The organism is Paenibacillus diazotrophicus (assembly GCF_042610465.1).
In genome coordinates this window covers 1,378,101-1,403,770 of the sequence record NZ_JBGJZN010000001.1, presented here as the reverse complement: position 1 = coordinate 1,403,770, position 25,670 = coordinate 1,378,101, and the positions used below count along the sequence as shown (strand labels likewise).

At 48.7% G+C, this 25,670-nt stretch carries 19 protein-coding genes; 5 read left to right on the top strand and 14 right to left on the bottom strand.

The features are described 5' to 3' along the window. Positions 1 to 52 precede the first annotated feature (52 nt). Together glgA and glgB are read right to left on the bottom strand one after the other, a co-directional pair. Entirely contained in the window at positions 53 to 1,477 is a 1,425-nt protein-coding gene (gene glgA, locus ACAN54_RS06370; protein ID WP_379151955.1) for a glycogen synthase GlgA, read from the bottom strand. A 40-nt stretch (positions 1,478 to 1,517) separates the two neighbouring features. Further along, a complete protein-coding gene (glgB, locus tag ACAN54_RS06365; protein ID WP_379151952.1) occupies positions 1,518 to 3,437 on the bottom strand; it encodes a 1,4-alpha-glucan branching protein GlgB in 1,920 nt (639 codons plus the stop codon). 217 nt (positions 3,438 to 3,654) lie between these two features. On the opposite strand from glgB, the gene ACAN54_RS06360 reads away from it, so the two are divergent. Further along, on the top strand, positions 3,655 to 4,878 hold the full coding sequence (locus ACAN54_RS06360) for a glucose-1-phosphate adenylyltransferase (RefSeq protein ID WP_379151948.1): 1,224 nt from the start codon (positions 3,655 to 3,657) through the stop codon (positions 4,876 to 4,878). A 159-nt stretch (positions 4,879 to 5,037) separates the two neighbouring features. Here ACAN54_RS06360 and ACAN54_RS06355 read toward each other — a convergent pair whose 3' ends face one another. The 5 genes from ACAN54_RS06355 to ACAN54_RS06335 all read right to left on the bottom strand — a co-directional run bounded on the left by ACAN54_RS06355 (position 5,038) and on the right by ACAN54_RS06335 (position 10,454). Next, the gene (locus tag ACAN54_RS06355) at positions 5,038 to 6,465 is read right to left on the bottom strand and encodes a sensor histidine kinase (RefSeq protein ID WP_379151945.1); all 1,428 of its coding nucleotides are present in this window, start codon (positions 6,463 to 6,465) and stop codon (positions 5,038 to 5,040) included. Beyond that, positions 6,462 to 7,160, bottom strand: a complete 699-nt coding sequence (locus ACAN54_RS06350) for a response regulator transcription factor (RefSeq protein ID WP_379151942.1) — start codon at positions 7,158 to 7,160, stop codon at positions 6,462 to 6,464. Before ACAN54_RS06350 ends, ACAN54_RS06355 begins: the two co-directional genes overlap by 4 nt. Further along, complete coding sequence (locus ACAN54_RS06345; RefSeq protein WP_379151939.1) at positions 7,153 to 8,451, bottom strand: hypothetical protein; 1,299 nt, start codon at positions 8,449 to 8,451, stop codon at positions 7,153 to 7,155. Before ACAN54_RS06345 ends, ACAN54_RS06350 begins: the two co-directional genes overlap by 8 nt. 27 nt (positions 8,452 to 8,478) lie before the next feature. After that, on the bottom strand, positions 8,479 to 9,204 hold the full coding sequence (locus tag ACAN54_RS06340) for a phosphonate ABC transporter ATP-binding protein (protein WP_379151936.1): 726 nt from the start codon (positions 9,202 to 9,204) through the stop codon (positions 8,479 to 8,481). Between the two features lie 95 nt (positions 9,205 to 9,299). Next, on the bottom strand, positions 9,300 to 10,454 hold the full coding sequence (locus tag ACAN54_RS06335; RefSeq protein WP_379154107.1) for an MFS transporter: 1,155 nt from the start codon (positions 10,452 to 10,454) through the stop codon (positions 9,300 to 9,302). A gap of 160 nt (positions 10,455 to 10,614) precedes the next feature. Between ACAN54_RS06335 and ACAN54_RS06330 the strand changes: the two genes are divergently transcribed. From ACAN54_RS06330 to ACAN54_RS06320, 3 genes are all read left to right on the top strand, one after another. Next, positions 10,615 to 11,532: an ArsR/SmtB family transcription factor gene (locus ACAN54_RS06330; protein ID WP_379151933.1), complete on the top strand. Its 918-nt coding sequence runs from the start codon at positions 10,615 to 10,617 to the stop codon at positions 11,530 to 11,532. 132 nt (positions 11,533 to 11,664) lie between these two features. Further along, entirely contained in the window at positions 11,665 to 12,417 is a 753-nt protein-coding gene (locus ACAN54_RS06325; RefSeq protein WP_379151930.1) for an HAD family hydrolase, read from the top strand. A 97-nt stretch (positions 12,418 to 12,514) separates the two neighbouring features. Next, entirely contained in the window at positions 12,515 to 13,249 is a 735-nt protein-coding gene (locus tag ACAN54_RS06320) for a DsbA family protein (RefSeq protein WP_379151927.1), read from the top strand. A 121-nt stretch (positions 13,250 to 13,370) separates the two neighbouring features. Here the strand turns inward: ACAN54_RS06320 and ACAN54_RS06315 are convergent, their stop codons facing one another. Continuing rightward, complete coding sequence (locus ACAN54_RS06315) at positions 13,371 to 15,668, bottom strand: type IA DNA topoisomerase (protein ID WP_379151924.1); 2,298 nt, start codon at positions 15,666 to 15,668, stop codon at positions 13,371 to 13,373. 101 nt (positions 15,669 to 15,769) lie between these two features. Then, complete coding sequence (locus ACAN54_RS06310) at positions 15,770 to 17,482, bottom strand: proline--tRNA ligase (RefSeq protein ID WP_379151921.1); 1,713 nt, start codon at positions 17,480 to 17,482, stop codon at positions 15,770 to 15,772. Between the two features lie 540 nt (positions 17,483 to 18,022). On the opposite strand from ACAN54_RS06310, the gene ACAN54_RS06305 reads away from it, so the two are divergent. After that, on the top strand, positions 18,023 to 20,020 hold the full coding sequence (locus ACAN54_RS06305) for a methyl-accepting chemotaxis protein (RefSeq protein ID WP_379151917.1): 1,998 nt from the start codon (positions 18,023 to 18,025) through the stop codon (positions 20,018 to 20,020). 100 nt (positions 20,021 to 20,120) lie between these two features. Here ACAN54_RS06305 and ACAN54_RS06300 read toward each other — a convergent pair whose 3' ends face one another. From ACAN54_RS06300 to lpdA, 5 genes are all read right to left on the bottom strand, one after another. Continuing rightward, positions 20,121 to 21,608, bottom strand: a complete 1,488-nt coding sequence (locus ACAN54_RS06300) for a glutamate synthase subunit beta (RefSeq protein WP_379151914.1) — start codon at positions 21,606 to 21,608, stop codon at positions 20,121 to 20,123. 234 nt (positions 21,609 to 21,842) lie between these two features. Beyond that, a complete protein-coding gene (locus ACAN54_RS06295) occupies positions 21,843 to 22,334 on the bottom strand; it encodes a dihydrofolate reductase (RefSeq protein ID WP_379151910.1) in 492 nt (163 codons plus the stop codon). Between the two features lie 41 nt (positions 22,335 to 22,375). After that, positions 22,376 to 23,170, bottom strand: a complete 795-nt coding sequence (thyA, locus tag ACAN54_RS06290; protein WP_379151908.1) for a thymidylate synthase — start codon at positions 23,168 to 23,170, stop codon at positions 22,376 to 22,378. Positions 23,171 to 23,330: 160 nt separating this feature from the next. Then, entirely contained in the window at positions 23,331 to 24,068 is a 738-nt protein-coding gene (locus ACAN54_RS06285) for a class I SAM-dependent methyltransferase (RefSeq protein WP_379154105.1), read from the bottom strand. 189 nt (positions 24,069 to 24,257) lie between these two features. Then, positions 24,258 to 25,670: a dihydrolipoyl dehydrogenase gene (lpdA, locus tag ACAN54_RS06280; protein ID WP_379151905.1), complete on the bottom strand. Its 1,413-nt coding sequence runs from the start codon at positions 25,668 to 25,670 to the stop codon at positions 24,258 to 24,260.

Below are 25,670 nucleotides of genomic sequence, written 5' to 3'. Positions count from 1 at the left end.
AAAGATCAATAAGATCTGCAAAACGTCCTTTTTACTATAAGTTGCTTCTGATCTACTCCAGAATACGGTTATAAATATCAATATACTGCTGAGCCGATACATTCCAGCTATAGTCACCGGCAAAAGCGTTTTTCGTCACTTTTTTCCAGTGCTCCGGTTTCTGATAGAACGATACCGCCCGGCGGATGGTGTACATCATGTCATGAGCGTTGTAATCTTTGAAGGTGAATCCGTTGCCTTCTCCCGTGTCTTCATTGTATGCATGTACCGTGTCGTTCAACCCGCCTGTCTCGCGGACTACTGGAATACTTCCATATCGCAGGGCCAGCAATTGGCCGATTCCGCAAGGCTCGAACTTGGAAGGCATGAGGAACAGGTCGCTTGCCGCATAGATTTTGCGGGACAATGCATCATTGAACAGGATTTGTGAGGACAGCTTGGTCGGATAACGCCACTGTGCTTCACGGAACCAGCGTTCATAGACTTCATCCCCTGTACCCAGCAGTACGAACTGGATATCATCATAATAGAGCAGCTCATCCATTACCCGGGTTAGGAGATCCAGACCTTTGGAGTCGACCAAGCGGGTAACCATCGCAACCATCGGAATATAGGGCGCTACCGGAAGTCCCAGCTCCTGCTGCAAGGCGAGCTTATTTTCGGCTTTTTTGGCTAGATTGGAACGATACCGGGTGTATATTTGCGGATCACTGGCCGGATTATAGATCTTGGTGTCAATGCCGTTGACGATTCCGCTGAGGCTGTCTGCCCGTGAGTTGAGCAGTCCATCCAGTCCATATCCATAATACGCAGTGCGGATTTCTTCAGAATAAGTCGGACTGACCGTAGTGATATGATCGCTGTAGACAATCCCTGCTTTCATATAATTCACGTTCCCGTAATACTCAACCCCGAGGAAGTAGCTATCATCAAGACCCAGTAATTCACCAAGCACCGAATAAGGGAATACCCCTTGATATAGCAGATTATGAATGGTAAACACTGTACGAATATCCTTGTAGAACGGATTGTGGCGGTAATGACCCTGGAGCAGCATCGGAATCACAGCAGCATGCCAGTCATGACAATGCAGCACATCCGGCTGAAAATCAATGATTTCAAGGCACTCCAGAACTGCGCGGTTAAAGTAGGCAAAACGTTCACCATCATCCATATAGCCGTAAATGCCGTCCCGCCCAAAATAATATTCGTTATCCACAAAATATATTGGAATGCCATCATATATCAACCGTTCAATACCACAATATTGATTGCGCCAGCCGATCGGTACGCTCAATTCAGCCACATGTTCCATTTGTGAAACAAATTTCTCCGGAATCCCCCGGTATTTAGGCAAAATCACACGGACATCCACTCCCGCACTCTTCAGTGCTTTGGGCAACGCTCCTATGACATCGGCCAGCCCTCCCGTTTTGATAAACGGATGCGCTTCGGCTGCAGCGAATAAAACCTTCATATTTCGATATCCCCCTTTTGTGTATGAGCTGCGAACCCTATTATTTTATTGATTTCCTGCCTGCTTTCTTGAGTACCAGGAAACTGAGCGGAGGAATGGTTAATTCGATGCTGTTCACCTGATTGTGCCATTCGTGTTTGGTGCTTTTCATCGGACCATTGTGCACACCGCTTCCCCCGAATTCCGTATTCTCCGAGCTGAACAGCTCTTCATACGTACCAGGACGCGGAACTCCAATCCGGTACAATTGCCGCTCCACCGGTTGAAAGTTGATAATAATCAGCAAGGTATCAACCGGCTTTTTACCACGGCGAATATAGGAAACAATGCTCTGGCTGCTGTCGTCGGCATCAATCCATTGATACCCTTCCATGTCATGATCCAGCTCCCATAGTGCCCTCTCGGTAACATAGAGCTTATTAAGTGCAGCCGTGAAGGCCAGCATGCGGCGGTGGCTGTCATAATCCAGCAGCAACCAGTCGAGCTGATCCTGATCCTTCCATTCGATGAATTGGCCGAATTCTCCACCCATGAACAGCAGTTTTTTACCCGGATGACTGATGTGGTAACCCAGGAGCAGGCGAAGACCTGCGAATTTCTGCTCATACGTTCCTGGCATTTTATCCAGCAGAGACTTCTTGCCATGCACCACCTCGTCGTGGGACAGAGGGAGCGTATAATTCTCGGCATAGGCATAACAGATGGGAAAGGTCAACAAATTATGATAATAGGGTCTCGCCCCGAAATCATGTTCTATGTAGCCCAGTGTGTCATTCATCCAGCCCATGTTCCATTTGTAGTTGAAGCCCAGACCTCCCTCATGCACCGGAGCGGTAACCCCCGGCCAGGCGCTGGACTCCTCTGCCATCATCAATGCTTTCGGATAATACTGGAATATGGTCTTGTTGAGCTGTTGAATAAACCGGATGGCATCCAGATTCTCCAGTCCGCCGTTTTCATTTCTGCGATACTCATGATTTTTCTTTTCGAAATCAAGTCTGAGCATACTGGTGACTGCATCAACACGCATCCCGTCAATATGGTACATCTCGAACCAGAACAAAGCATTCGATATCAGAAAAGATGAAATTTCAGGTTTGCTGAAATCAAAAGAAAGTGTGCCCCAACCTGGCTTCTCTGCCAGCATCGGATCAGCATATTCAAACAGCGGTGACCCGTCGAACATTCTAAGGCCGTGGGCATCTTTGGCAAAATGAGCAGGAACCCAGTCCAGCAGTACACCAATTCCTGCCTGATGCAGCTGGTCAATGAGAAACATCAGATCCTGCGGTTCCCCATAACGGCTGGTCGCAGCAAAATATCCTGTGCCCTGATATCCCCAGGACAGATCATATGGATGTTCAGCCAGAGGCATGAACTCTACATGGGTATAATTCATTTCCACCAAATAAGGAATTAACAGCTCGCTCATCTCGCGATATGTGTACAGCTCACCGTCTTCCTTCTGGCGCCAGGTTCCAAAATGCATTTCGTAAATATTCAGCGGTGTCTGATAAGGCGCCTTACTCCGCCGCCGCCAAGCAGCGTCTCCCCAGGAGTACCCACCCAATTCTGCAACAATGGATGCTGTAGCTGGACGCACTTCTGCTTGGAAGGCATAGGGGTCTGCTTTGAGGAAGCTTGACCCGTCTGAAGCGACAATCCTGTATTTGTAAAAAGTTCCCGCTTTCATCTCCGGAAAAAAACGACTCCAAAATCCTGAATCGGGTATCTTAAATAACGAGTCCACGTCTTCGGTTCCATCCCAGCCGTTATGATTACCAGCCAATCCTACATATGTCGCATGAGGAGCCCACACGGTAAAGCGTACGCCCGGTATTCCTTCTTCAGCGGCAATGTGCGCGCCCAGCATCGAATAGCTGCGATAATTCGTGCCCTCATGGAACAAATAAATATCATCGGATGACGGGAGGTTAACTGTTGCTGAATTATTGGCCAAATCATCACCACCTTCTAAGAATAGGATGCACCTTTAACATTACCCGAATGTACCTGTTTTGAAAATGATTTAGGCCAGAAGTTCACTATATTTTGTATCAAGAAAATTATTTATGTAATTTTTGCAGAAGTACGGCAATATATTTCACCTATGCGTTTCAAGTGCTTGCTCTGCGTGTATATTACAAGCATTGACAAAAAAATGGGAGGGATAACAAATGAGTAAAAAAGAATGTATCGCCATGCTTCTGGCAGGCGGGGAAGGCCGCAGACTGGCTCCCTTGACTACCACCATGGCTAAGCCTGCAGTCCCTTTCGGCGGACAGTATAGAATCATTGACTTTCCCCTCAGCAATTGTGTGAATTCTGATATTGATACTATTGGGGTACTGACACAATATGAAGCTAATTCCTTGCACAATCATATCGGAGCGGGTGAGCCATGGGGGCTCCATACCCAGTCTAACAAAGGTGTAAAGCTGCTTCCTTCCGGCGTTGAAGGCAGAGACAGCTACACAGGAACAGCTGATGCTATTTATAAAAATATTGATTTTATTGACAGCCACAGTCCGGAGCATGTCTTAATTCTGTCGGCAGATCATATTTACCATATGAATTACAAGAAAATGCTGGATTATCATGTCGAAAAATCAGCAAAAGCCACCATTTCAGTCATGGAGGTTCCATGGGATGAGGCCAGCAGATTCGGAGTACTGAACGTAAATGAGGATCTTAAGATCTCCGAGTTTGCGGAAAAACCAAAGGTTCCACAGAGTAACCTTGCTTCGATGGGGATCTACTTATTCGAGTGGAAATACCTGAAAGAACATTTGCTTCTTGATGCAGCTAATCCGGCCTCCAGTCATGATTTTGGCAAGGATGTCATTCCAATGATGCTTGATGGCAATGATGATCTGTTCGCTTACCGTTTCAAAGGTTACTGGAGAGATGTGGGTACAGTTGACAGCTTGTGGGAAGCTCATATGGACCTGCTTCATGAAGATAACGGCTTCAAACTCGATAATTCCCATTGGCCGATGTACAGCCGTGCCCGCCGAACAAAAGCAGCTCCACATAAACCACGCCTTCAGATGCCAGCCACTGAAAGTCTGGTGAACGAGACCTGTCTGCTGGAAGGCAGTTTGAATCGGTCGGTTGTTTTTGGTGGGGTTGAAATCGGCAAGCTAAGCCTGGTTAAACAGAGCGTTATTATGCCGGGTGTGAAAATCGGTCGAAGCGTATGGATTGAGAATGCCATTATTGGTGAAGGCGCGGTAATTAAAGATGGTGCAGTGATTAAAGGCAGCCCCGACAACATTGTGGTTGTTGGACCGAATGAGATTGTGGCGGCCAAACCGGTCATCAAAACCCAGCCTTCCCGTCTTTTGCAGGAGGTATACGAAAAAACAGGCCGTCTGCGTGCCGAAGGACTTCCATCTTAATTCTTATGCAAGTTCATCCCCGTTAGACATAACCATTGAAACGGTTTACTTTACTTTTAAAGAGCCTACTTTCGTTTAAGCCTTATAATAATTATTAAAAGGGATGCGGCAACTGTCACCTGCAGTTGCCGCATCCCTTTTGTTATTACCCTATTTAATTCATAGCAGTTCAATGGCTGGTGAACCCGTGGAAGGCTGATCTTCCGCCATTGGCAAAATTACAGTTACCTGCGTTCCCTTGCCAAGTTCACTGTCCATTTCCAGCTTGCCGCCATGAAGCTCCACAATTTGCTGCGAAATGGCAAGGCCCAGACCTGTACCGCCATTCAATGCATCTACCTGGAAGAACCGGTCGCGTACTCTGCCAAGATGTGCCTCACTGATCCCTATACCGCTGTCACGAACCACAACTGCCAGTTCACTGGAGCTCAGACGGTGTGCAGACAAAACTATGCTCGAATCTTCAGGAGAAAACTTCACAGCGTTATCGACCAAGTTCAAGAATACCTGCTTCAACCGGTTAGCATCCGCTCTGATATAAAATGTCTCTTCACATTCCAACAACAGATGAATCCGTTTCTTTTCTGCTTTGGCCCAAATATTCAGAATCGTCTCCTGAAGCAGCACTTTGATATCTACACGGCCCATGGACAGCTTCATCTCATTCTGCTGCAGCTTGGAGAAATCGAGAATCTCTTCCACAAGCCCGATCAACCGGTCACTTTCTTTGGAGATGATACCCATGCCCAGCTTGGTTTCCTCGGGATCATATCCACCTGAAATAAGCGTTTCGCTCCAGCCCTTAATGCTTGTAAGCGGGGTTCGCAGCTCATGCGAAATGGAGGAGATGAAATCATCCTTAATCTGATTGCTGCGGATAATTTCATCCGCCATATAATTCAGTGTTGAGGCCAAATCGCCAATTTCATATTTGTAATCGCCTTTGATCCGCGTCGTGAACTTTCCTTTGGCCATCTGGGCTGAGACCGCAGTAATATTCTTCAGCGGCTTCACAATCGAATTCGCCAGACCGAAGCTGAACAAAACCACGATTGCCATAACCGCCACACCAATTCCAATGGATACCAGCGTTAGGTTCAGCAGATCACTGTCAATTCTCTCCATAGAGGTAACATAACGGATCACATAGGTTTCGCGGCCGTTAATATGCACCATCTTGGACACCGCCATTACACTCTCGTTCGTTCCGGGCTGGCGTCCAACCCAGCGGCCGAAGCTTCCACCCACTGCCTCCGGCACATCACTCGTCGTAATCGTGCGGTCAGGCTGAAATCCAGTGGAGCTGATCAGCATATTCCCATCCAGTGTCAGCACCTGCAGCTCGGTATAGTCCATCTGAAAGAAATCAAGCAGCTTTTGCAGCTGGTTAGGCGAATGCTCTCCGGAAATCTCATATTTCTGGAAATCCTCCGCCATCCCGATATGCAGGGTGATTTTACTGTATACACTGTCATAGTAATAGGTCCGGATGGCCAGCAGGAATATAACCTCAACGAGGAGAAGCGCCACAAAGACGACAAAGATATAGTGCAATACAATCTGTCTGCGCATCCCCTTCTTGATCATTGTCCTTGGCCTTTCCACTTATAACCGTGGCCCCACACGGTCTGAAGATATTCCGGCTCCGAAGGATTATTCTCAATCTTCTGGCGCAGACGGCGAATGTTCACATCAACAATCTTGGGATCTCCCATATATTCCTTGCCCCAGACATGATCGAGCAGCGAATCCCGGCTGAGCGGGGTATTCTCCATCTCCAGAAAATACTGAACCAGTGAAAACTCCGTCGGTGTCAGCTCGATGGCCTCTCCACTGCGCTTGAACTGCTTGGAGATCAGATCAAGTGTAAACGGCCCGGAATGAAAGGAGACCTTGGCGGATTGCTCACGGTGGACATTAACCCGGCGCAGCAGCGACTGGATACGGGCAATCAGCTCTGTGGGACTAAACGGTTTGCTGACATGGTCATCTGCTCCTACCGAGAGGGCATAGACTTTATCCTGTTCCTGTACCTTAGCCGTCAAAAAAATAATCCCAAGCCGCTCATTGGTTTCCCTGATCCTTCTGCACACCTCAAAGCCGTCGATGCCTGGCACCATGACATCCAGCAAGGCAATATCAATATCCGGCACAGTTGTCAGCTTATGCAGCGCCTCGTTACCATCTGCTGCCTCCAGCACCTCAAACCCGTTACGCTTCAGATTGATCACGATAAAACTCCGGATGGATTCTTCATCCTCCAGGATTAATACCTTACTCATCGATTCCCTTCCTTTCAATAGGCGAGGTGATTGTATTGTTGTCTCCTCCGCTTGTACTCTGTTCCAATTCTCCCCGGTAAACAATAATTTTGTCCAGATCGCTTCCTAACAGCTCCCAGCCGCCGTTTTTCTCCCGTTCCCATTCCGCAGGAGTAAAGAAAGAAACCTCAGCGACCGTCTCTCCGGTATCCAGCAGAATAAATCTTAGAAATTTATCCTGAACAGACTTGGTGTCAACCGTCACCTTCCCATACCATTTCGGTAAAATGTTAATGGTGAAGCGGTCCGAAGGGTCCTGATACAGCTGGTCGGAGAACGTAAGGCCGTTCTTCCCATCCCATTTATAATAGGAATTAAAATAAGGGATGGTCTGCGGGTCGAAATACTCCCAGCCCTTAGGCGGCTCAAGAAGGCCGATCTCCAAAATGCCGTCACCATTGATGTCTTCACTGACAATCTTTCGTTCCTTGAACGTGCGTGCGTCTCCCGGAACGACCACCCGCAGCTTGTTGTTCTCCATAACAACCATGGTTGAGTATGCAGAGCGGGAATCCACTGCCGCATCCAGAATAATACCTTCTTTATGCTCAGCTACTTTACCTGAGACAATATTGTAATAACTATTGAAATATGGGTCCAGATCATCGAGCTCATCCAGAACCTTGAATCCGTCGCTGTACTGATAGGTAGTAATCGTGGCAAATTCATTGCGCTTAAAATTCACAACCGTGATGTCTTCAATCCCATCTTCGTTCAGATCATCCAGTAAGTATTTGGTATAGGGCTGTGTCAGTACTTCCTCCAGAGCTCCGCCCCCATAACGGTATACCACCATGCCCTTTTCTTCACCGCGCGAATATCCTGCTATGATATCCAATTTGCCGTCGCCGGTTACATCCAGAATGTCGACAGAGTCGAGCTCCATCCCATCTCCGTCAAACACAAGCTCTTTCACCCAGCCCTCATCCTGCTTCTCCAATATCATCCCGTGAATCTGTACCGTTTCGTTCTTGGTCAGATAGAACACCAGCGTCTCCATGATACCGTCCTTGTCGAGATCGTCCGTAAAAATAGAACTATCATCGTCATTCGCCGGACGAATCAGCGTGGAACCGGCAGGCTTCAGCGAATTAATCGCTGTCATCAAGGACGCCTTGTCAGCCGACAGCTGCGGTGCCTTCATCCGCGAAACAGGATCACTGATGAAAGTGCAGCCTGACATCACAGATAAAGACAGTGACAGTGATAACGCCGCCAGACGCTTTATAATATGCCTACTCAACTTCATCACTCTTTCCCGGTTACGTGGTTCATTCCGCTATAAATGGGCACGCTCCTGAGAGGTTAGCCGGCGGCCCTTGACATCATATTTAATTCTTCCATCTTCCAGAACCCAGAGTCGTGTAGCATACCGCTCCGCCAGCTCAATCGGGATTACTGTTATCACGGTAAGTCCTGTTTCCTTGCACAGCTTGCGCAGCGTCTCCAGCACATTCTCCGCTGTTTTGGGATCCAGACCGGTCACCGGCTCATCTGCCAGAATAACCTTTGCACCATGTACCAGTGCCCGGGCAATCGCCACACGCTGACGTTCCCCGCCGCTAAGCTGGCTGGTCTTCATCTTCGCCTTGTCGAGCAAGCCCAATAAATCCAGCTCGTCCATTGCACCCATATAATCATCTGAACGCACCATACCTGTAACCATCCGCCACAGCGGTGTCTGTGAGGACTGTCCAATCAATACATTCTTAAGAGCCGTGCGGTTCGGATTAAGCTCAGCATTCTGTTCCAGATAAGCCCACTCACGGCTGATTTTGCGTTTGCCGGCGAAGGGGCTTTTCTTAATATCCGTTCCATCTACCCTGAAGTTTCCCCTGTCCCATTTCTCCTTTAGCGCCAGGCACCGCAGAAGTGTTGATTTGCCGCTTCCGCTGGCTCCCAGCAGAACCACAAATTCACCTGCTTCTAATTGAAAGCCAATATCCTGCAGTACCGGAACCTTGTCATCCCCTACTGCTTTGGCCAAATGTTCAACTGTAATCATAGTTCAGCCTCTCCCTGTCTTCATCTCTACTCTACTCTATAGTGTACTCTGAAAGCGGGATCAAATTCCATGCGAGCACTCGTTCTTATCTTACCTCAAATCGGCTTCCGTGGCGAGAATAATAACCCTGCCAGGCCGAACACCATATATAAAGCACCCAGGAGCACAAAAACGCCTCCGCCCCAGCCAAATTGCAGCAGCAAACCGCCAATACCCGGACCAATAATACTGCCGAAGCTATAATGAAAAGAAGAGACTACATTGGCGGCAGGCAGTAAATTGCGCGGGAGGATATCAGCAGCATAGCTGAGTCCGAGTGAGAAAAAAGAGCCTACAAGTCCGCCTGCTATCATAAACACAGCCAGTGTCCACAGGAAATGGTCTCCTGTAAGCGGCAGTAGCGCGAACGCCAAGCCCCCTCCCACACCTGAGAAAATCAGTATTTTTTTCCGCCCGTGACGGTCACTCCATATGCCTAAAGGCATTTGAAGCAACAATCCGCCAATCCCCGCAAAGGGAAGAAGCGCTGCAATCTGATTGGTACTGAAGCCGATTCGTAATCCGTAGACCGGAAAGTTACTGTTCAGGCTGGCTTCCATATATCCGTATAAAAGAGCAGGGATCAGCGCATACCACGCCAGACTGTAGCTACGGGCGAACCGCCGGGCCTGTCCTTCACCGTGCTCTACTTTGTCCGGATGAGAGTCCGGAAGCTTCAGCGCCACCAGGATTAGTACGCACAGGAATAAGAGCGCAATCGCTGCAAAGGGTGCCGCCTGCCCGAAACGGAGCAGACTTATGCCAAGCGGCCCCAGACTGAACCCCAGGCCGTAAGACATACCATAAAGGGATAGATTTCGTCCACGGTGTGCAGCAGGCGTCATTAACAGCACCCAGAGCTGGGCAGCATAATTGATCGCCGAATCTCCGATGCCCACCAGCAGACGCAGCAAAAACCATGCCTTGACACCTGGCAGTAGCGGAAAACAAATGAGGGACACCAGGACCAGACTGACGCCTGCTGCGATCAACTTTTTGAATCCGATGGCGCTGAGAATCCGTTCCGCTACCAATGTCATGGCGAAGGAACCTACGTATAGTGCAGCGGCGTTCAATCCGTTGAGTGAGGATGAAACCCCTTTTTGCTCCAGCAGAATGGATAAAACCGGCAGCAACAAGCCTTGGCTGAGTCCAGCCGCAATGATAACAGTAATCAGAATGATGTAATTGAGCTTGCTGCTCTGATTCACAGATATTGAATGAACGTCTGACACAGATGAATCCTCCTATATAATTCTATGATTGTGGTAGTGACACCGCCCTGGCAAACACGGAACATTATAGTGGACAACCTTCTTCAAAACAAGAGATAATAATAGAAGTGACCGATTTCCTGGGGGTGCAAGCTTCATGAACTATAAATTAGAAATTGATGTTTCGCCGGTATATGAACTGCTGGACAGTTTTATGTTATATGTGACTAAAAAATGGATTTCCAATCTTGATATCGGACCTGACTGGATCCGTGATGTAGACAGCCGCATAGCCCCACTGCAAATTTCCGCTTTGCGTCAGGCCGCAGAGTGGCCTTTTGAGGATTATGATGTTCTATACGCATGGGCATACAGCAGAGGCCCGGCTTCCAAGGTGACGCAATTCCTCGACGATCTTGAAGCCTGCACGCTGGAAGAATGCTTCGAGCGCACATCGCCTTTTTTCCAGGCATTCAATCTTGAAGAATGTGCAAGGATAAAATATGGGTACACCCCGCTCCTGCGTCTATGGTACGAGCAGTATTTCCGCCATACGGAGCAAAAGATTCTGCCGCTGATGATCGAAGACGCCGCCGAGAAAAAAATGCTGGAGAGTAAAATGGATATCGTGGCGCTGATTGAATATGCTTCCGGCGGAATGGTTATGGAGGACATCCCAGAGCTGGAAACCATCGTGCTGCTTCCCACCATCCATAACCGGCCGATCAATACCTATTGCTTCTACAAAACAATGATGCTGGTCCAGTATCCTGTCGATGTACCTCTGGACAGTGAAGATGAGCCGCCAACTGTACTGCTCCGCTTGACCAAAGCCCTCTCGGACCCGACCCGGCTGCGAATGCTGCGCTTCATTGCCCACGAGCCTAAGTCTTTATGGGAAATGCAGTCCGAACTTAACCAATCCCGGGAAATGCTGATGCATCACCTGCTCATTCTGCGTGTGGCAGGCTTGCTCCGAGTGCATCTTCGGGGTGAAGGCACGGAACGATACAGTATTAGGCCGGACGGCGCTTCGGAGCTTCAGATGTTTCTGGAGTCATATATCCGATTATAATAGGTATACAGTACAGGAAGAGATACAGATAAGGAGCAACTGCTCTCAAAACTTAGACTATGCTTCCGAAGCAAGTTTTGAACGAAGCCGATCAAGGAGCAACTGCTCTCAAAACTTTTAGGAGTGAACGTTATGAAATATTTGACACAGCAAGTGATTTTTGATCTTGATGATACCCTGGTGCATTGCAACAAATACTTCGACCTCATTCTGGGGCAATATTTCGAGCTGATGTCAGAGTGGTTCGGTGAATACGGCGCGACTACCGCTGAATTCCGCAGCAAACAAGTAGAAATTGATGTGCAAACTGTAAGCACAAGCGGCCTCGCCAGCGATAATTTTCCGAAGTCCCTCATTGCAACCTACCGTTTCTTTTGCATCAAATACAGCCGCCCAGCTGACCCTTATCATGAACAGCAGCTGATGAAACTCGGGATGAGCGTGTATGATCAGGAGGTCGAGGCTTACCCGGGAATGGTTGAAACCCTGGACACCTTGAAGCAAGACGGTCATGCCCTCTACCTATACACCGGAGGCGATGATACCATCCAGCAGCGCAAAATAGAGCAGATGAAGCTAGACGCTTATTTTGATGACAGGATCTACATCCGCCAGCATAAAAATGTCGAGTCGCTGGAGAATATACTGAGTACGCACAGCTTTGACCGCAAAAACACATGGATGATCGGCAACTCTCTGCGCACGGATGTGCTTCCGGCTGTTACAGCGGGTATCAACAGCATCTATCTAAAGCAACAGAATGAATGGCTATACAATCTCATTGAGCTGCAGCGCGAGATGCAGCAGTCCGTTCTTACAATCTCCTCCATTAGTGAAGTGCCTCCGGTTATCCGGTCTGCAGTACAGTATAAGAGCCACGGCTGAAGTCCCGGGAGAGCCCTTGTTACAAATGACATATGCAGCCTGCAGCAGGATGATTATACTGTTTGAGTAGATTTTCATCCCACGCAGGAGGTTAATAATGAATAAAAGAACAAACCCTGACAACACAGCGACTACCAGACGATTATTGCCCATGCTGCTCGGGATCGTTGTCATTCTGCTGATCGGTGTTCTTGTCTTTGTCACTACAAGAGGCGAATCCGGCGAAACAGCCGAACTCGACAAACTCCCGAACTACACAGATGTCAAAGGAACCATCGTTGTGGACGGGCTCAAATACGAAAAGCAGCCGCATCTGGGAAGCGAAAAAGCCACAGTGAAGGTCATCGAATTCGCTGATTTCAAATGTCCTGCCTGTAAAAAGTGGACCGCCGCTTATCTGGATACGTTCATCAAGGAATATGTGGATACCGGCAAAGTACAGTTCTTTTTCATGAATTTTGCTTTTCTCGACCGTGACTCCTATCTTGCCGCCAGTGCCGGTGAAGCCATCTACAAGCAGAGCAATGAGATGTTCTGGGAGTATGTGCATAAGCTATACGCGAACCAGGGTGATGAGAGCAAAATATGGGCTACCCAAAAATTCATTCTAGGCTTCGTCAAAAAGAACATCGAAGGCCTTAACTATAGCGAGTTCGAGCAGGATCTCAAGAACCAGACTTATATGTACGATGTAAAAGAAGACTTCAAAATCGCCGGCTCTTATGGTGTGAACGGTACGCCGAAGTTTATGGTTAATGGAGAGCTGCTGCCTGACTCCTCCTATGAGGGGCTGACTGCCGCTATTGATTCCGCCCTGTCCTCTGCCCAATAATTTCATAAATAACTAGAAGAGGATGCGATCCGGCCAGGGACCCTGGCAACTGGAGCGCATCCTCTTTGGTAATGCTTATAGATGAGACAAGCGAGCTTCGGGTGGTCGGCAGTTGATGAGCTTACTCTACTTCGAGCTGGCCTGTATCATTGTTCTTTAGAACCAGCTTGCCCTCCAGCGATGAGCCGTCCTCCGCTGTGAGCTTAAGCTTGCCGGTGTGTCCCTTCTCGATCAGCGCCTTCACCTGAGAATCCGTAAGCGACCGGCCATAGGTTTCTTTCCAGATTACGAACTTGCAGCCTTCCTTGTAATGGGAGCAGCCGTAGCCTTTGCGGCCCATAAAAATCATACCGCCGCAGCCCGGACGAGGGCAAGATCCGATGACCTTGGGACCGTTATCCGTACTGCTATCTGCTACAGTCTGCTTGCTGCGGGAAGACTTCACTGCTGCAGTTGCACTTCCCTCTTCCCCACTACGTTTCCTTGGTGTTGATGCCTTGTTGGCTGTTGTCCGGGAGCCTGCAGTGCTACGGCTTTTGGTTCCACCGCCAAGTGAAGGCGTCTCCCCTTCGAAGGAGGTTCTGTCCGCCCGGGACTGCACACGGACCTTATCCACGATCATGGAAGCAAAACGCTTCACATTCGCCATGAATTGACTGTCCGCAGCGGTTCCCCGGGCAATTTCATTCAGTCGGCGCTCCCACTGACCCGTCATTTCCGGGGAAGTCAGCAGTTCAACACCCGCTCCACGGATTAATTCAATCGCGGTGCGGCCTTTTTGGGTAATGGCAATTTTTTTACCCTGCATTTCCACATACCCTACATTTTTCAGCCGTTCGATGGTTGCTGCCCGGGTAGCTGGTGTGCCAAGCCCTGAATCTTTCATTGCATCGCGGAGCTCTTCATCTTCAATCTGCTTGCCCGCACTTTCCATCGCTTTCAGCAGCGTGCCTTCGGTATAATGCTTGGGCGGCTGGGTGTCCTTCTCTTTCACAATGGCATCACTGCAATGAACCTCAGCATTGGGATCTATCGAGAATGGCTCACTTACCTCGATTTCCTCCTCCTCCTCGTCTTCCTTGCCTTTGCCTTTAGCCGGTTTGGACTTGTCCTTCTTCTGATCCCCGTAGATGACCTTCCAGCCCAGACTCAGCAGCTCCTTGACTGTTGTCTTGAAGTTTTCACCTTCCACCTCGGTGATCACCGTATGCACCTTATACTCCGCAGCCGGATAGAACTGCGAGAGAAATCGGCGGACAATCAGATCATAGAGCTTGGCTTCATCGGCACTTAATCCGGAAGCCTTGCGGTTCGTTGGCAGAATGGCATGGTGATCCTCTACCTTGGACGGGTTACAGATGAATTTGTTGCCCTTATGCACCAGGTTCCGGTTCGCACCTTTGACCCATTCGTCATAGGCCGTTCCCTGGAGCGCAGACAGCGTCTTATGCATTTCCGGAATATTCTGCTCGGTCACATAGTTGGAATTCGTACGCGGATAGGAGATTACTTTATGCTTTTCGTAGAGCGCCTGGGCGAGATCAAGCGTCTTTTTGGCGGAAAACGCATATTTACCATTAGCTTCCCGCTGCAACAGCGTCAAGTCATACAGTTTGTTCGGATATTCCTTTGTTTCTTTCACCTCGTAGGAGGCAATCCGTGCCGGTTTGCCTTTCACCTTGGCGGCAAGTGCTTCCGCCTTGGCTCCATCCGTCATCCGTTCACCCTGCCACATACCTTTGTAATTCATCTCATGCTGGGCAAAATGCCCCTCGACTTCAAAAAATTTCAGCGAGGCAAAAGCTTCAATTGTCTTTTGCCGGTCATAAATCAACGCAAGCACAGGGGTCTGTACCCGGCCTACCGACAGCAGTACATTATGTTTAGTGGTAAAAGCACGCGAGCCGTTCATTCCAATCAGCCAGTCCGCTTCACTGCGTGCCTTTGCAGCCTTAGTCAGGTTCTCGTATTCCGATCCGTCCTTCAGCTCCTGAAAACCTTTGCGGATCGTTTCCGGGGTCAGATCAGAGATCCATAGACGCTTCACGGGCTGTGCCAGTTTCAAATGCCGCTGAATCAGTGAAAAGATATGCTGCCCCTCGCGCCCGGCATCGCAGGAATTCACCAGCAGATTGCTGCGCTTAGCCAGCTCCCCAATCACCCTCAGCTGATCGAGAGTACGCGCATTCGGCACCAGCTTGAACTCCTCCGGGATAATCGGCAGGTCATTGATATTCCACTTTTTGTACTTTGAGTCATACGCTTCCGGTTCGGCCAGGCCGATCAGATGACCGATAGCCCAAGTAATGATATACTGCTCACCTTCTAGATAAGAACGGTAGTTTTTGGCCTTCGGTTCTATTGCGGCGGCGATATTCCGCCCCATATCCGGTTTCTCCGCAATAATAAGTGTCTTCAAAAAGATTCGCTCCTTAGCCTCATTCTTCCAAAATACGTCCAGTAGTTTATTATACCATTAAGTCTGCCGCTTTTTAACGTATTCCAGGAAACTTTGTCTGGTTATCCGATCTGCCAGGGAACAATACGGGATACAGCTTCTGTAATGTCCATCAGCTCTTTACTGTTCGATCTCCGGTCCATGTACTCCACTTTGTTCTCTCCCGCTGCCTTGCCGACAATAATGGCTACAGGTATGCCTATCAGGCTGGAGTCTTTAAATTTCACACCCGCCCGTTCATCCCGGTCATCCAGCAAGGTCTCAATACCAAGCTGTGTAAGCTGTTCATACAGCACTTCTGCAACAGCCCTCTGCACCTCGTCTTTAAAAGATAACTGTAGGATGTGTACCTTGTAAGGTGCCAGCGCCACGGGCCAGATCAGCCCCTGCTCGTCGTAATGCTGTTCAGCCACCGCAGCCAGCAGACGCGAGATTCCGATACCGTAGCAGCCCATAATCACAGGTTTACTTCTGCCGGTTGCATCCAGGAATGATGCCCCCAGCTTCTCACTGTATTTTGTCCCCAGCTTGAAGATATGCCCAATCTCTATCCCCTGCTGTAGATGAATGACGCCATTGCCGCAAACAGGGCAGCGTTCCCCTTCCTTAGCTGTGCGGAAATCCCCAACATGTGAAAGCTCGAAATCCCGGCCAGGCACTACTCCACTTAGGTGGTAGTCCTTTTCCCCGGCTCCAGTAATCCCAAATGTCATTGCAGCTACTGCCCTGTCGGCCAGCACGGTTAGCGGGAGTCCTACCGGCCCAACATACCCATTCTCTACTCCTGCGGCCGCTTGAACCGTTTCAACATCGGCCAGGGCAATGTCGCTAACTCCCATATAATTCCTTACCTTAATCTCATTCACCTCATGATCCCCGCGAACAAGCACGGCAAAGGTTTTGTCCCCGCCTTGATAAATAAGCGTCTTTATTACCTGCTCAGGTGCAATTTGAAGTTCCTGTTCCAGTTGATCAATGGTGCGAATCCCAGGAGTATGAAATTTTACCGCTGCAGGAAGAATGTCAATTTTACGGTGAACCTCCCCATCTCCTGTATATACTTCGGCCTGCTCCAGATTAGCGGAATAATCACAGGAAGAGCATACAGCAATCGTATCCTCGCCTATATCTGACAAAGCCATGAATTCATGGGTTTCACCTTCGCCACCGATAGCCCCGGCATCTGCTTGCACGGCCTTGAAAGTAAGTCCGCAACGCTCAAAAATCCGCTGATACGCTTTATACATCTTTGCATATGTGACATCCAGCCCATCCCAGTCTGTATCAAAAGAGTATGCATCTTTCATCAGAAATTCCCGGCCACGCATTAATCCCGCACGGGGACGGCGCTCATCGCGGAATTTGGTCTGGATCTGATAGAGCGTGACCGGAAGTCTCCGGTACGAACTGATCTCCCCCCGTATAAGAGATGTAATTACCTCTTCATGTGTCGGTCCCAGTACAAATTCACGTTCGTGCCTGTCCCTCAGCTTCATCAGTTCCTTACCATACACCTCATAACGTTCCGATTCTTTCCAGAGCTCGGCGGGCTGCATGGAAGGCATCAGTATTTCCTGCACACCGGCAGCGTCCATTTCCTCCCTCACAATATTCTCAATCTTACGTAATACCCGTCGTCCCAGAGGGAGATAAGTATAAATTCCAGCCGCCAGCTGACGGATGTATCCTGCACGCAGCAGCAGCTGGTGGTTGATGGTCTCTGCTTCCGCCGGTGCTTCACGAAGAGTTGTTGCTAACAAATTGCTGTGGCGCATACTAATCAGCCTCTCTTATGTGTATAAGTGAATTTCATTTTCCTTATGGTCAACGCAAAAAAGACACATCCGTCAGGGACGAATGTGTCGTGATACCACCCTAATTCAACCGCAGGTGCATACACCTGACAGTCCTCAATGCGGATAACGGCCGATTCCGGCAGCATAAGATGCTGCAGCTACCAAGGCAGGATATGCTTCGCTCGTTCTTTGAGGGACCTTTCAGCCGGTGAATCCCTTCTCTGTTCTAACGATCCTGGAAACATAGATCCTCGGTCAATGCTTTTCGATATGAAGAATGTTTTTAATCTATCTGATTTTACCAACAACGTCAAGTCAGTATATTCAGTTTTAAAGCTTTTCTCCAGTAAAACAGAGCTGAAACACCAAAGAATGAAAAGTGTAAATTAAATATTTCTCATAAATTGGATTAGATATGAAATAAATGTGCCAAACAACCGAAATACATTAGAGTTAGTCAAAGAACGGTATCGCAGAGATCCATAGATCATTTTGCGTATCCACGAGGGAGCCACCAATATGAAACCGGTCCAACAGCTTATTCAAAAATTATCATCCAGATCATTGCAGAAACGTCTCATGTTAATGTTCACCCTAATGTTAGTCATCCCCATTCTGCTTGTAAGCTACTTTTCGTATTCGAGTTCCAAGAAGCAATTGGAACTTAAAATACAGGATTCAACCCGGGATAGTGTAGAAATCCTGCAAGGAACCATTAATGAAACTGTAAATGCCGCTGCACGTAATGTGCAACAGCTCAGCCAGCAATTCATCTCCAGTGATATCGATATCCAAAAACCTGAGGCCCGCGCGCTGATGGATTTATTCATGAAAGAGCATCCTGAGCTTGAAATCCTTATTCTCGGCAATAACAATGGTGCCTGGATGAAGTCTCCTAACGGCGGCAAAAAGGATTATGACCCGCGAACCAGAGATTGGTATAAGGCTGCTATGAAGAATGCTGGTAAGATTACAATTATTAACCCATTTATATCTGCGACCACAGGGAATTACAACCTATATATCTCAGAATCACTTAAAGATGGCAACGGTGCAGTCACGAGTTCTCTTAACCTTAAACATTTGAGCGAAATGGTTAACAAGATCACGCTTGGCAAAAACGGCTATATTTACATAGTCGACGGCAATCATAAATTTGTCTCCCATCCCGTCAAAGCGGCTGGCGAAGACGTAGCTCCTGACATTATCAAGCTGCTAGACAAAGACAGCGGCCTTTTACAGTACACCAGTCCGGATACAGGACTACTGATGCATGGATACTATACTACTGACAAAACAACCGGGTTCAAAATTGTCGGTGTGCTCTCCACTCAGGAATTCTCCGACGCTTCGATGCCCATTTTATACAATGGACTCATGGTTCTGGGAGCCGCACTGCTTATCGCTTTGGGCATGATGTATTTCATTATCCGGGCCATTACCCGCCCAATTCTCAGCCTTAACCGCTCTGCACGCCGGGTAAGTGAGGGTTATCTGAATGAACAGATCCAGATTAACCGTTCCGATGAGATCGGACAGCTGGCCCAGAACTATAATCTAATGGTTGACTCACTTCGTAGTATCGTTGTCGATATCTCTGATACTTCGGGCCTGCTCGCCTCGTCCAGCCAGCAGCTAACCGCCACGACCGAAGAGAATTCCAAAGCAACCAGTTATGTTGCTGAACTAGTACAGGATTCATCTGCCGGTGCCGAGACGCAAACCGCAGCAATGGCTGAAACTGCCCGGGCCATGGAAGAAATGTCTTCAGGCATTCAAAAAATAGCTGAGGCTGCAGCTTCCATTGTGGATTCCTCGGCCGACACCGAAGCCGACGTATCCACAGGCAGCCGCACAATCGAACAGATGACCATACAAATGGATGCCATTCGTCATTCTACCCATCAATCCTCTGAACTGATCGGACAGCTAAATGGATTGAACAGTCAAGTTTCAGCGATGAGCAGCGCCATCTCAACGATAGCCATCCAGACCAATCTGCTCTCGCTGAACGCTGGCATTGAAGCAGCCCGTGCAGGCGAACACGGCCGTGGATTCGCAGTAGTGGCTTCAGAAGTACGGAAGCTGGCAGACCAGTCCAAAGTTACCGCGGGCAACATCCAGGAAACCATTGAGCAGATGACCGAGCTTATTGACCTTACTTACGAAGCCATCCATCATACCGTCGCTGCTGATGTTGAGCTTGGCATTAAAGTCACCGCTGAAGCAAAAGAAGCATTCCTCAGCATTGAACAGTCAACAGCCAAAATCAATGGACAAATTCATGATATTTCTGCCATCACTGAACAGATGTCTGCCGGTGCGGAAGAGGTTGCAGCCTCTGTACAGGAAATCTCCAATATTGCACGTTCAACATCCGATGCTTTTCAGAATGTTACAGCGGCTACGGAGCAGCAGCTGGCCTCCATGGATGAGATCGCCGCCTCCTCCACGGAGCTATCCAAGATGGCAACCGACCTTCAGCAGAAGGTCGAACGGTTCAAGTTAGAGGCTTAAACTTCCGTCCGTTGAAGGAAATATAAGAATAAACATTTAAAAAGCCGTCCCTCCCGCATGATGCGGAAGAGACGGCTTTTGTTCGGCTGTGTTGTCCGACTTACACCAGGACAGTCGAGCCCATTAAATATTTATCTACTTCACGAGCGGCTTCGCGCCCTTCATTGATTGCCCATACCACAAGGCTTTGTCCACGCCGCATATCCCCGGCAGCGAACACCTTATCCACATTTGTGTTGAACTTGCCATAACGGGCCTTCACATTGCTGCGGCGATCCGTGTCCAGCTTCAGTTCCTCAATGATATCCTGCTCCGGTCCGTCGAATCCAATAGCAATCAGTGCGAGCTGTGCCGGGTATACAGCTTCTGTTCCTGGAACGGGCTGATAGATCTTACGGCCGGTCTCATCCACCATCCGGCGGATTTGAACAGTATGCAGCTCCTTCAGATTTCCATCCTCGTCACCAACGAATTTGGTTGTCATGATGGAGAACTCGCGCGGATCATCACCGAATAATGCTTTGGCTTCCTGCTGGGCATAATCCAGAGTATAGACATTCGGGAACTGCGGCCAAGGATTAGCGATCGGATCACGTTCTAGCGGAGCTTTGTCATGTGTGCCGAACTGGGTGATGCTGCTGCAGCCATGACGCAAGGATGTAGCTACACAGTCAGAACCGGTGTCACCGCCCCCAAGCACGATTACATCTTTGCCTTCAGCAGATACAAAGTTTCCATCTTCCAGATTGGAATTTAGGTAGCTCTTGATCGTTCCGTTCAGATAATCCATCGCATACATAACACCCTTGAGTTCACTGCCTTCGACATTGAAACGGCGGGCTTTGGTTGCACCGCCGCACAATACGACTGCGTCAAATTCATCAACCAGCTGCTGTGCAGGAATATCCTTGCCGATCTCAGTGCTAACCACAAATTTCACACCTTCAGCAGCAAGCAGATCCACGCGGCGCTGAACCACTCGTTTGTCGAGTTTCATTGTTGGAATGCCGTAGGTCAGTAATCCTCCAATACGGTCACTGCGCTCAAACACTGTAACCGTATGCCCGGCTTTGTTCAGCTGCGCCGCAGCGGCGAGACCAGCTGGTCCTGAGCCTACGATGGCAACGGTTTTGCCTGTGCGCTTCTCTGGAGGATTCGGCACAACCCAGCCTTCCTCAAAGCCTTTATCAATAATCGCCAGCTCAATGGTCTTGATGGTAACCGGTTGTCCGATCAGTCCGACAGTACAGGAGCCTTCGCAAGGAGCAGGGCAAATACTTCCGGTGAATTCGGGAAAATTATTCGTCTTGTGCAGCCGCTCCAGCGCTTCCTTCCATAATCCACGGTACACCAGGTTGTTCCATTCTGGTATAAGATTGTGAACCGGACATCCTGATGTCCCGCCGCTCATATCAATGCCCGTATGGCAATAAGGAGTTCCGCAATCCATACAACGTGCGCCCTGTGTCCGAAGCTCGTCCTCGGATAAATGATGATGGAACTCTTCCCAGTCCTTTACGCGCTGCTCAGGATCACGATCACCTGGGAGCTGGCGCTTATACTCCATAAATCCAGTAGGTGTAGACATATTTACGATTCCCCCATCCGATCTCTTGGTGTTGATGTATAGTACATTGTAACATATTGCGTCATCCCTATGTTTTCAGCGCAATGAAGTACCTGCACATTCTATAATACTTTAACCTTTAGCATTTGTAATTTTAATAATTATAGTAGCATCCAATACTTTCACACTGTAATGGACTAATCTGCTGATTATTTGTACTATTTCACATGTTGTGTCAGAGAAAACGCTTTTTCATTAAACCGAACGCTCATAAACAAAGAAACGGTAATCATACGGATTTTTTTCATCCCGAATTCCCTGAATACTGGAGATCTCTCTCCACTGGCTCCAGTCCACTTCCGGAAATTCCGTATCCCCTTCCATCTCCTGTTCAATCCGGGTTACCATTAGCTTGTCAGCAAAGGGAAGCATCATCTTGTATATTTCTGCACCGCCAATAACCATTAACTCATCGTCCTTTTGTCCTTCAGCTACAGCTTCCTGCAGTGAATGCACAACCTCAGCCCCTGCAGGAGCAAAGCTGCGGTCCCGTGTGAGAACAATGCTTGTTCTGCCTTTTAACGGCTTACCGCCAAGGGAATCCCAGGTTTTGCGTCCCATCAGCATTCTCTTTCCAAGCGTCTGTGACTTGAAATAATCAAAGTCCCGCGGCAGATGCCAAGGCATATCATTATCCTTGCCGATCACATGGTTAGCGGCCATGGCCCAAATCATGCTAATGCTCACATGGATCCCCCCCTACTCTTACTATGTTCCCTGTTCAGGCATTATATAGCTACAGGTGCTTTGATCCCCGGATGATAGACGTAATCAGCAAATTCGAAATCTTCGAACGTATAATCAAAAATACTATCCGGTTTTCTTTTGATCACCAGCTTCGGAAGTGGAAATGGCTCTCTGGCCAGCTGGGTGGCTACCTGTTCCATATGATTTGTATAAATGTGCACATCGCCTCCGGACCAGATGAACTCCCCAACCTCAAGCCCTGTCTGCTGGGCAACCATATGTGTCAGCAGCGCATAACTGGCAATGTTGAAGGGCAGGCCCAGGAAGGTATCCACAGAACGCATAGTGAGCATACAGGATAGCTTGCCGTTCGCCACGAAGAACTGAAACACAAAATGGCAAGGTGGCAGCTTCATCTGCTCAATCTCCCCCACATTCCAAGCACTGACAATATGACGGCGGGAATCAGGGTTATTCTTAATCGATTCGATAACCGCGGATATCTGATCAATATGGCGTCCATCTGCAGTCTCCCAAGCACGCCACTGAGAACCGTATACGGGTCCAAGCTCACCATTCTCGTCAGCCCATTCATCCCAGATAGAGACTCCATGCTCTTTCAAATAGGAAGTATTGGTATCCCCCTTCAGAAACCACAGCAGCTCATGCACTACCGACTTCAGATGGATACGCTTGGTCGTCACCAGCGGAAATCCTTCTGCCAGATCGAACCGGAGCTGACGGCCAAACACAGATATTGTGCCCGTTCCTGTCCGGTCGCTTTTGGAGGCGCCGTGATCCAATATATCCTGAAGTAACTCCAAATATTTACGCAATTAACCAGCACCCCTCTCCACAATTTTTCTTCTATCAGTTTACCATGACCTTACCATCCTTGTAACTTGTTAAGAAGGAAAAATGCTGTTTTCCATACCGCATGAACTGCTATGGGACATAGTTTTCCCTCTACATGTAAATAGTGGGAGGTTAAACTCATTAACGATAATCCGGTTGGCCCAGCCAGACTTCAGTGCTGTATTTCACAGTAATCTCACCGTCCTTCTGCAGGCCCCCAAAACGCTCCATATGCGCCGTATGGAAATCACGGAACCATTCCTCATGTTTATCCGGCGCTTCCATCCCTGAGGCTGCAGCACCCCAATATTCCTCCCAACGCTCATGCAGCTCCTGCGGAAACAAATATTTAATCGGCTCAGTACCGCCATAGAAATACTGCAGCGGCCGGCTATGCCTGGTCTCCTTTAGCCTTTTAGAATATTCTTCTATGGTTCTGCCAACATTCATATTATCCCGAAGGAAATTAAATTCATCAGCATAGGAAAAGACCGCCAGCCAGCCGCCCGGCCTCAGGATTCTTTCGAATTCTTTAAGGGCTGCTTCCGGCTGGAAGCGGTGGTAGCTGTTGGCTGCAACTATCAAATCCACCGACTGATCCGGTAAAAAGGTCTGCTCCGCCGTACCAGCTATGTACTCTACGTTAGTCTCATGCCCGCCGATCAATTCCCTGGCCAGCCGCCGCATTTCATCCTCAGGCTCCACTGCATATACCTGTGCAACCTGACCGGCAAAATGCTGTGTGAGCAGCCCTGTGCCTGCTCCGATATCTGCAACTGCACCTCCGCTTACTCCTGCCTCCCCAATGACAAACTTGGCGGCTTCAATGGAATATGGCAGCCGATATTTTGCATACTGCCGGGCTTTCTCATACGACATGGTATTCACGATAACGTCCTCCTCTTCATAGGTTGCAAACCGCTCACAACCAAGTATGAAGCTTTTCCTAAATTTTATCACAATCCACTCCAAGGTGTACCCAGAAACAAAATAAGGATGTCTCATCAGCCCTATTTCAGGCTTTTGAAGACATCCTTATGGGTATGCTTGCAAAGCAATGTTAAGTTATTATTTCACAACGTGAATCGGGTGTCCTTCAACCAGTTCAGCGGCTTCCATAACGATTTCGCCAAGGGTTGGGTGCGCGTGGATGGTAAGTGCGATGTCTTCGAGCGTTGCGCCCATTTCAATCGCCAATCCCAGTTCTGCAATCAGGTTGGAGGCTTCAATACCAACGATTTGTGCGCCGAGTACAAGGTTATTCTCGCTGTTAGCGACAATCTTGATAAAGCCTTCCGGAGCATTCAAGGAAACCGCACGGCCATTACCTGCGAACGGGAATTTGCCGGCTTTTACTTTGAAGCCTTTGTCTTTAGCTTCTTTCTCAGTCAGACCTACGCTGGAGCATTCAGGATCAGTGAACACAACTGCTGGAATGACTTTGTAGTCCACAACCGATTTGTGACCGGAGATGGCCTCAGCGGCGATCTTGCCTTCGTAGGAAGCTTTGTGTGCCAGTGCCAGGCCTGGAACGATATCGCCGATAGCATAGATGTTAGGGATATTCGTACGGCCCTGGTGGTCGACCTTAATCAGTCCGCGTTCGTCAAGCTCAACGCCAATCAGATCCAGTCCCAGTTCGCCATCGGTGTTTGGACGACGTCCAACAGTTACCAGCAGATAATCTGCAGTTACTTCTTTGGACTCTCCGCCTACGGAGTATTTCACGGTAACTTCCTTGTCGTTCTGAACTGCACTTTCAGCTTTGGCATTGGTTACGATCTCGATACCTGTCTTAGCCATATTCTTGGCAACCAGACGAGTCATATCCTTATCAAAACCAGGCAGAACAGTGTCCAGACCTTCAATGATTGTTACCTTGGTACCGAATTTGGAGTACATTTGGCCAAGCTCTGCTCCAATGTATCCGCCGCCGATTACGATCATGCTCTTAGGAATTTCCGGAAGATCAAGCGCTTCTGTCGAAGACAGAATGCGTCCGCCGAACGGGAACGGCTTCAGTTCAATCGGGCGCGAACCCGTTGCAATAATGCAGTTGTTGAACTTGTAGCGCGGGGACTCATGCTCGTTGAACAAACGGGCTTCGTTCGTGCTGATGAACATGGCTTCACCGCTGAATACCTCGATTTTGTTGCCTTTCATCAGGCTGGTTACACCTGTGGTCATTCTTTTAACGACACCGTTTTTGAATTCCTGTGTCTTAGACCAGTCTACTTTGACATTCTCAGCGGTAACTCCGAAAACTTCACCATGCTGTGCAGCTTCGAATTGATGTGCTGCCGAGATCAATGCTTTGGATGGAATACATCCGCGGTTCAAACATACGCCGCCGAGTTCCGATTTATCCACGATCAGGACCTTTTGGCCGAGCTGGGCGGCACGAATTGCCGCCACATACCCGCCGGGACCTGCACCAATAACCAATGTGTCGATTTCGATTGAAGCGTCTCCGACTACCAT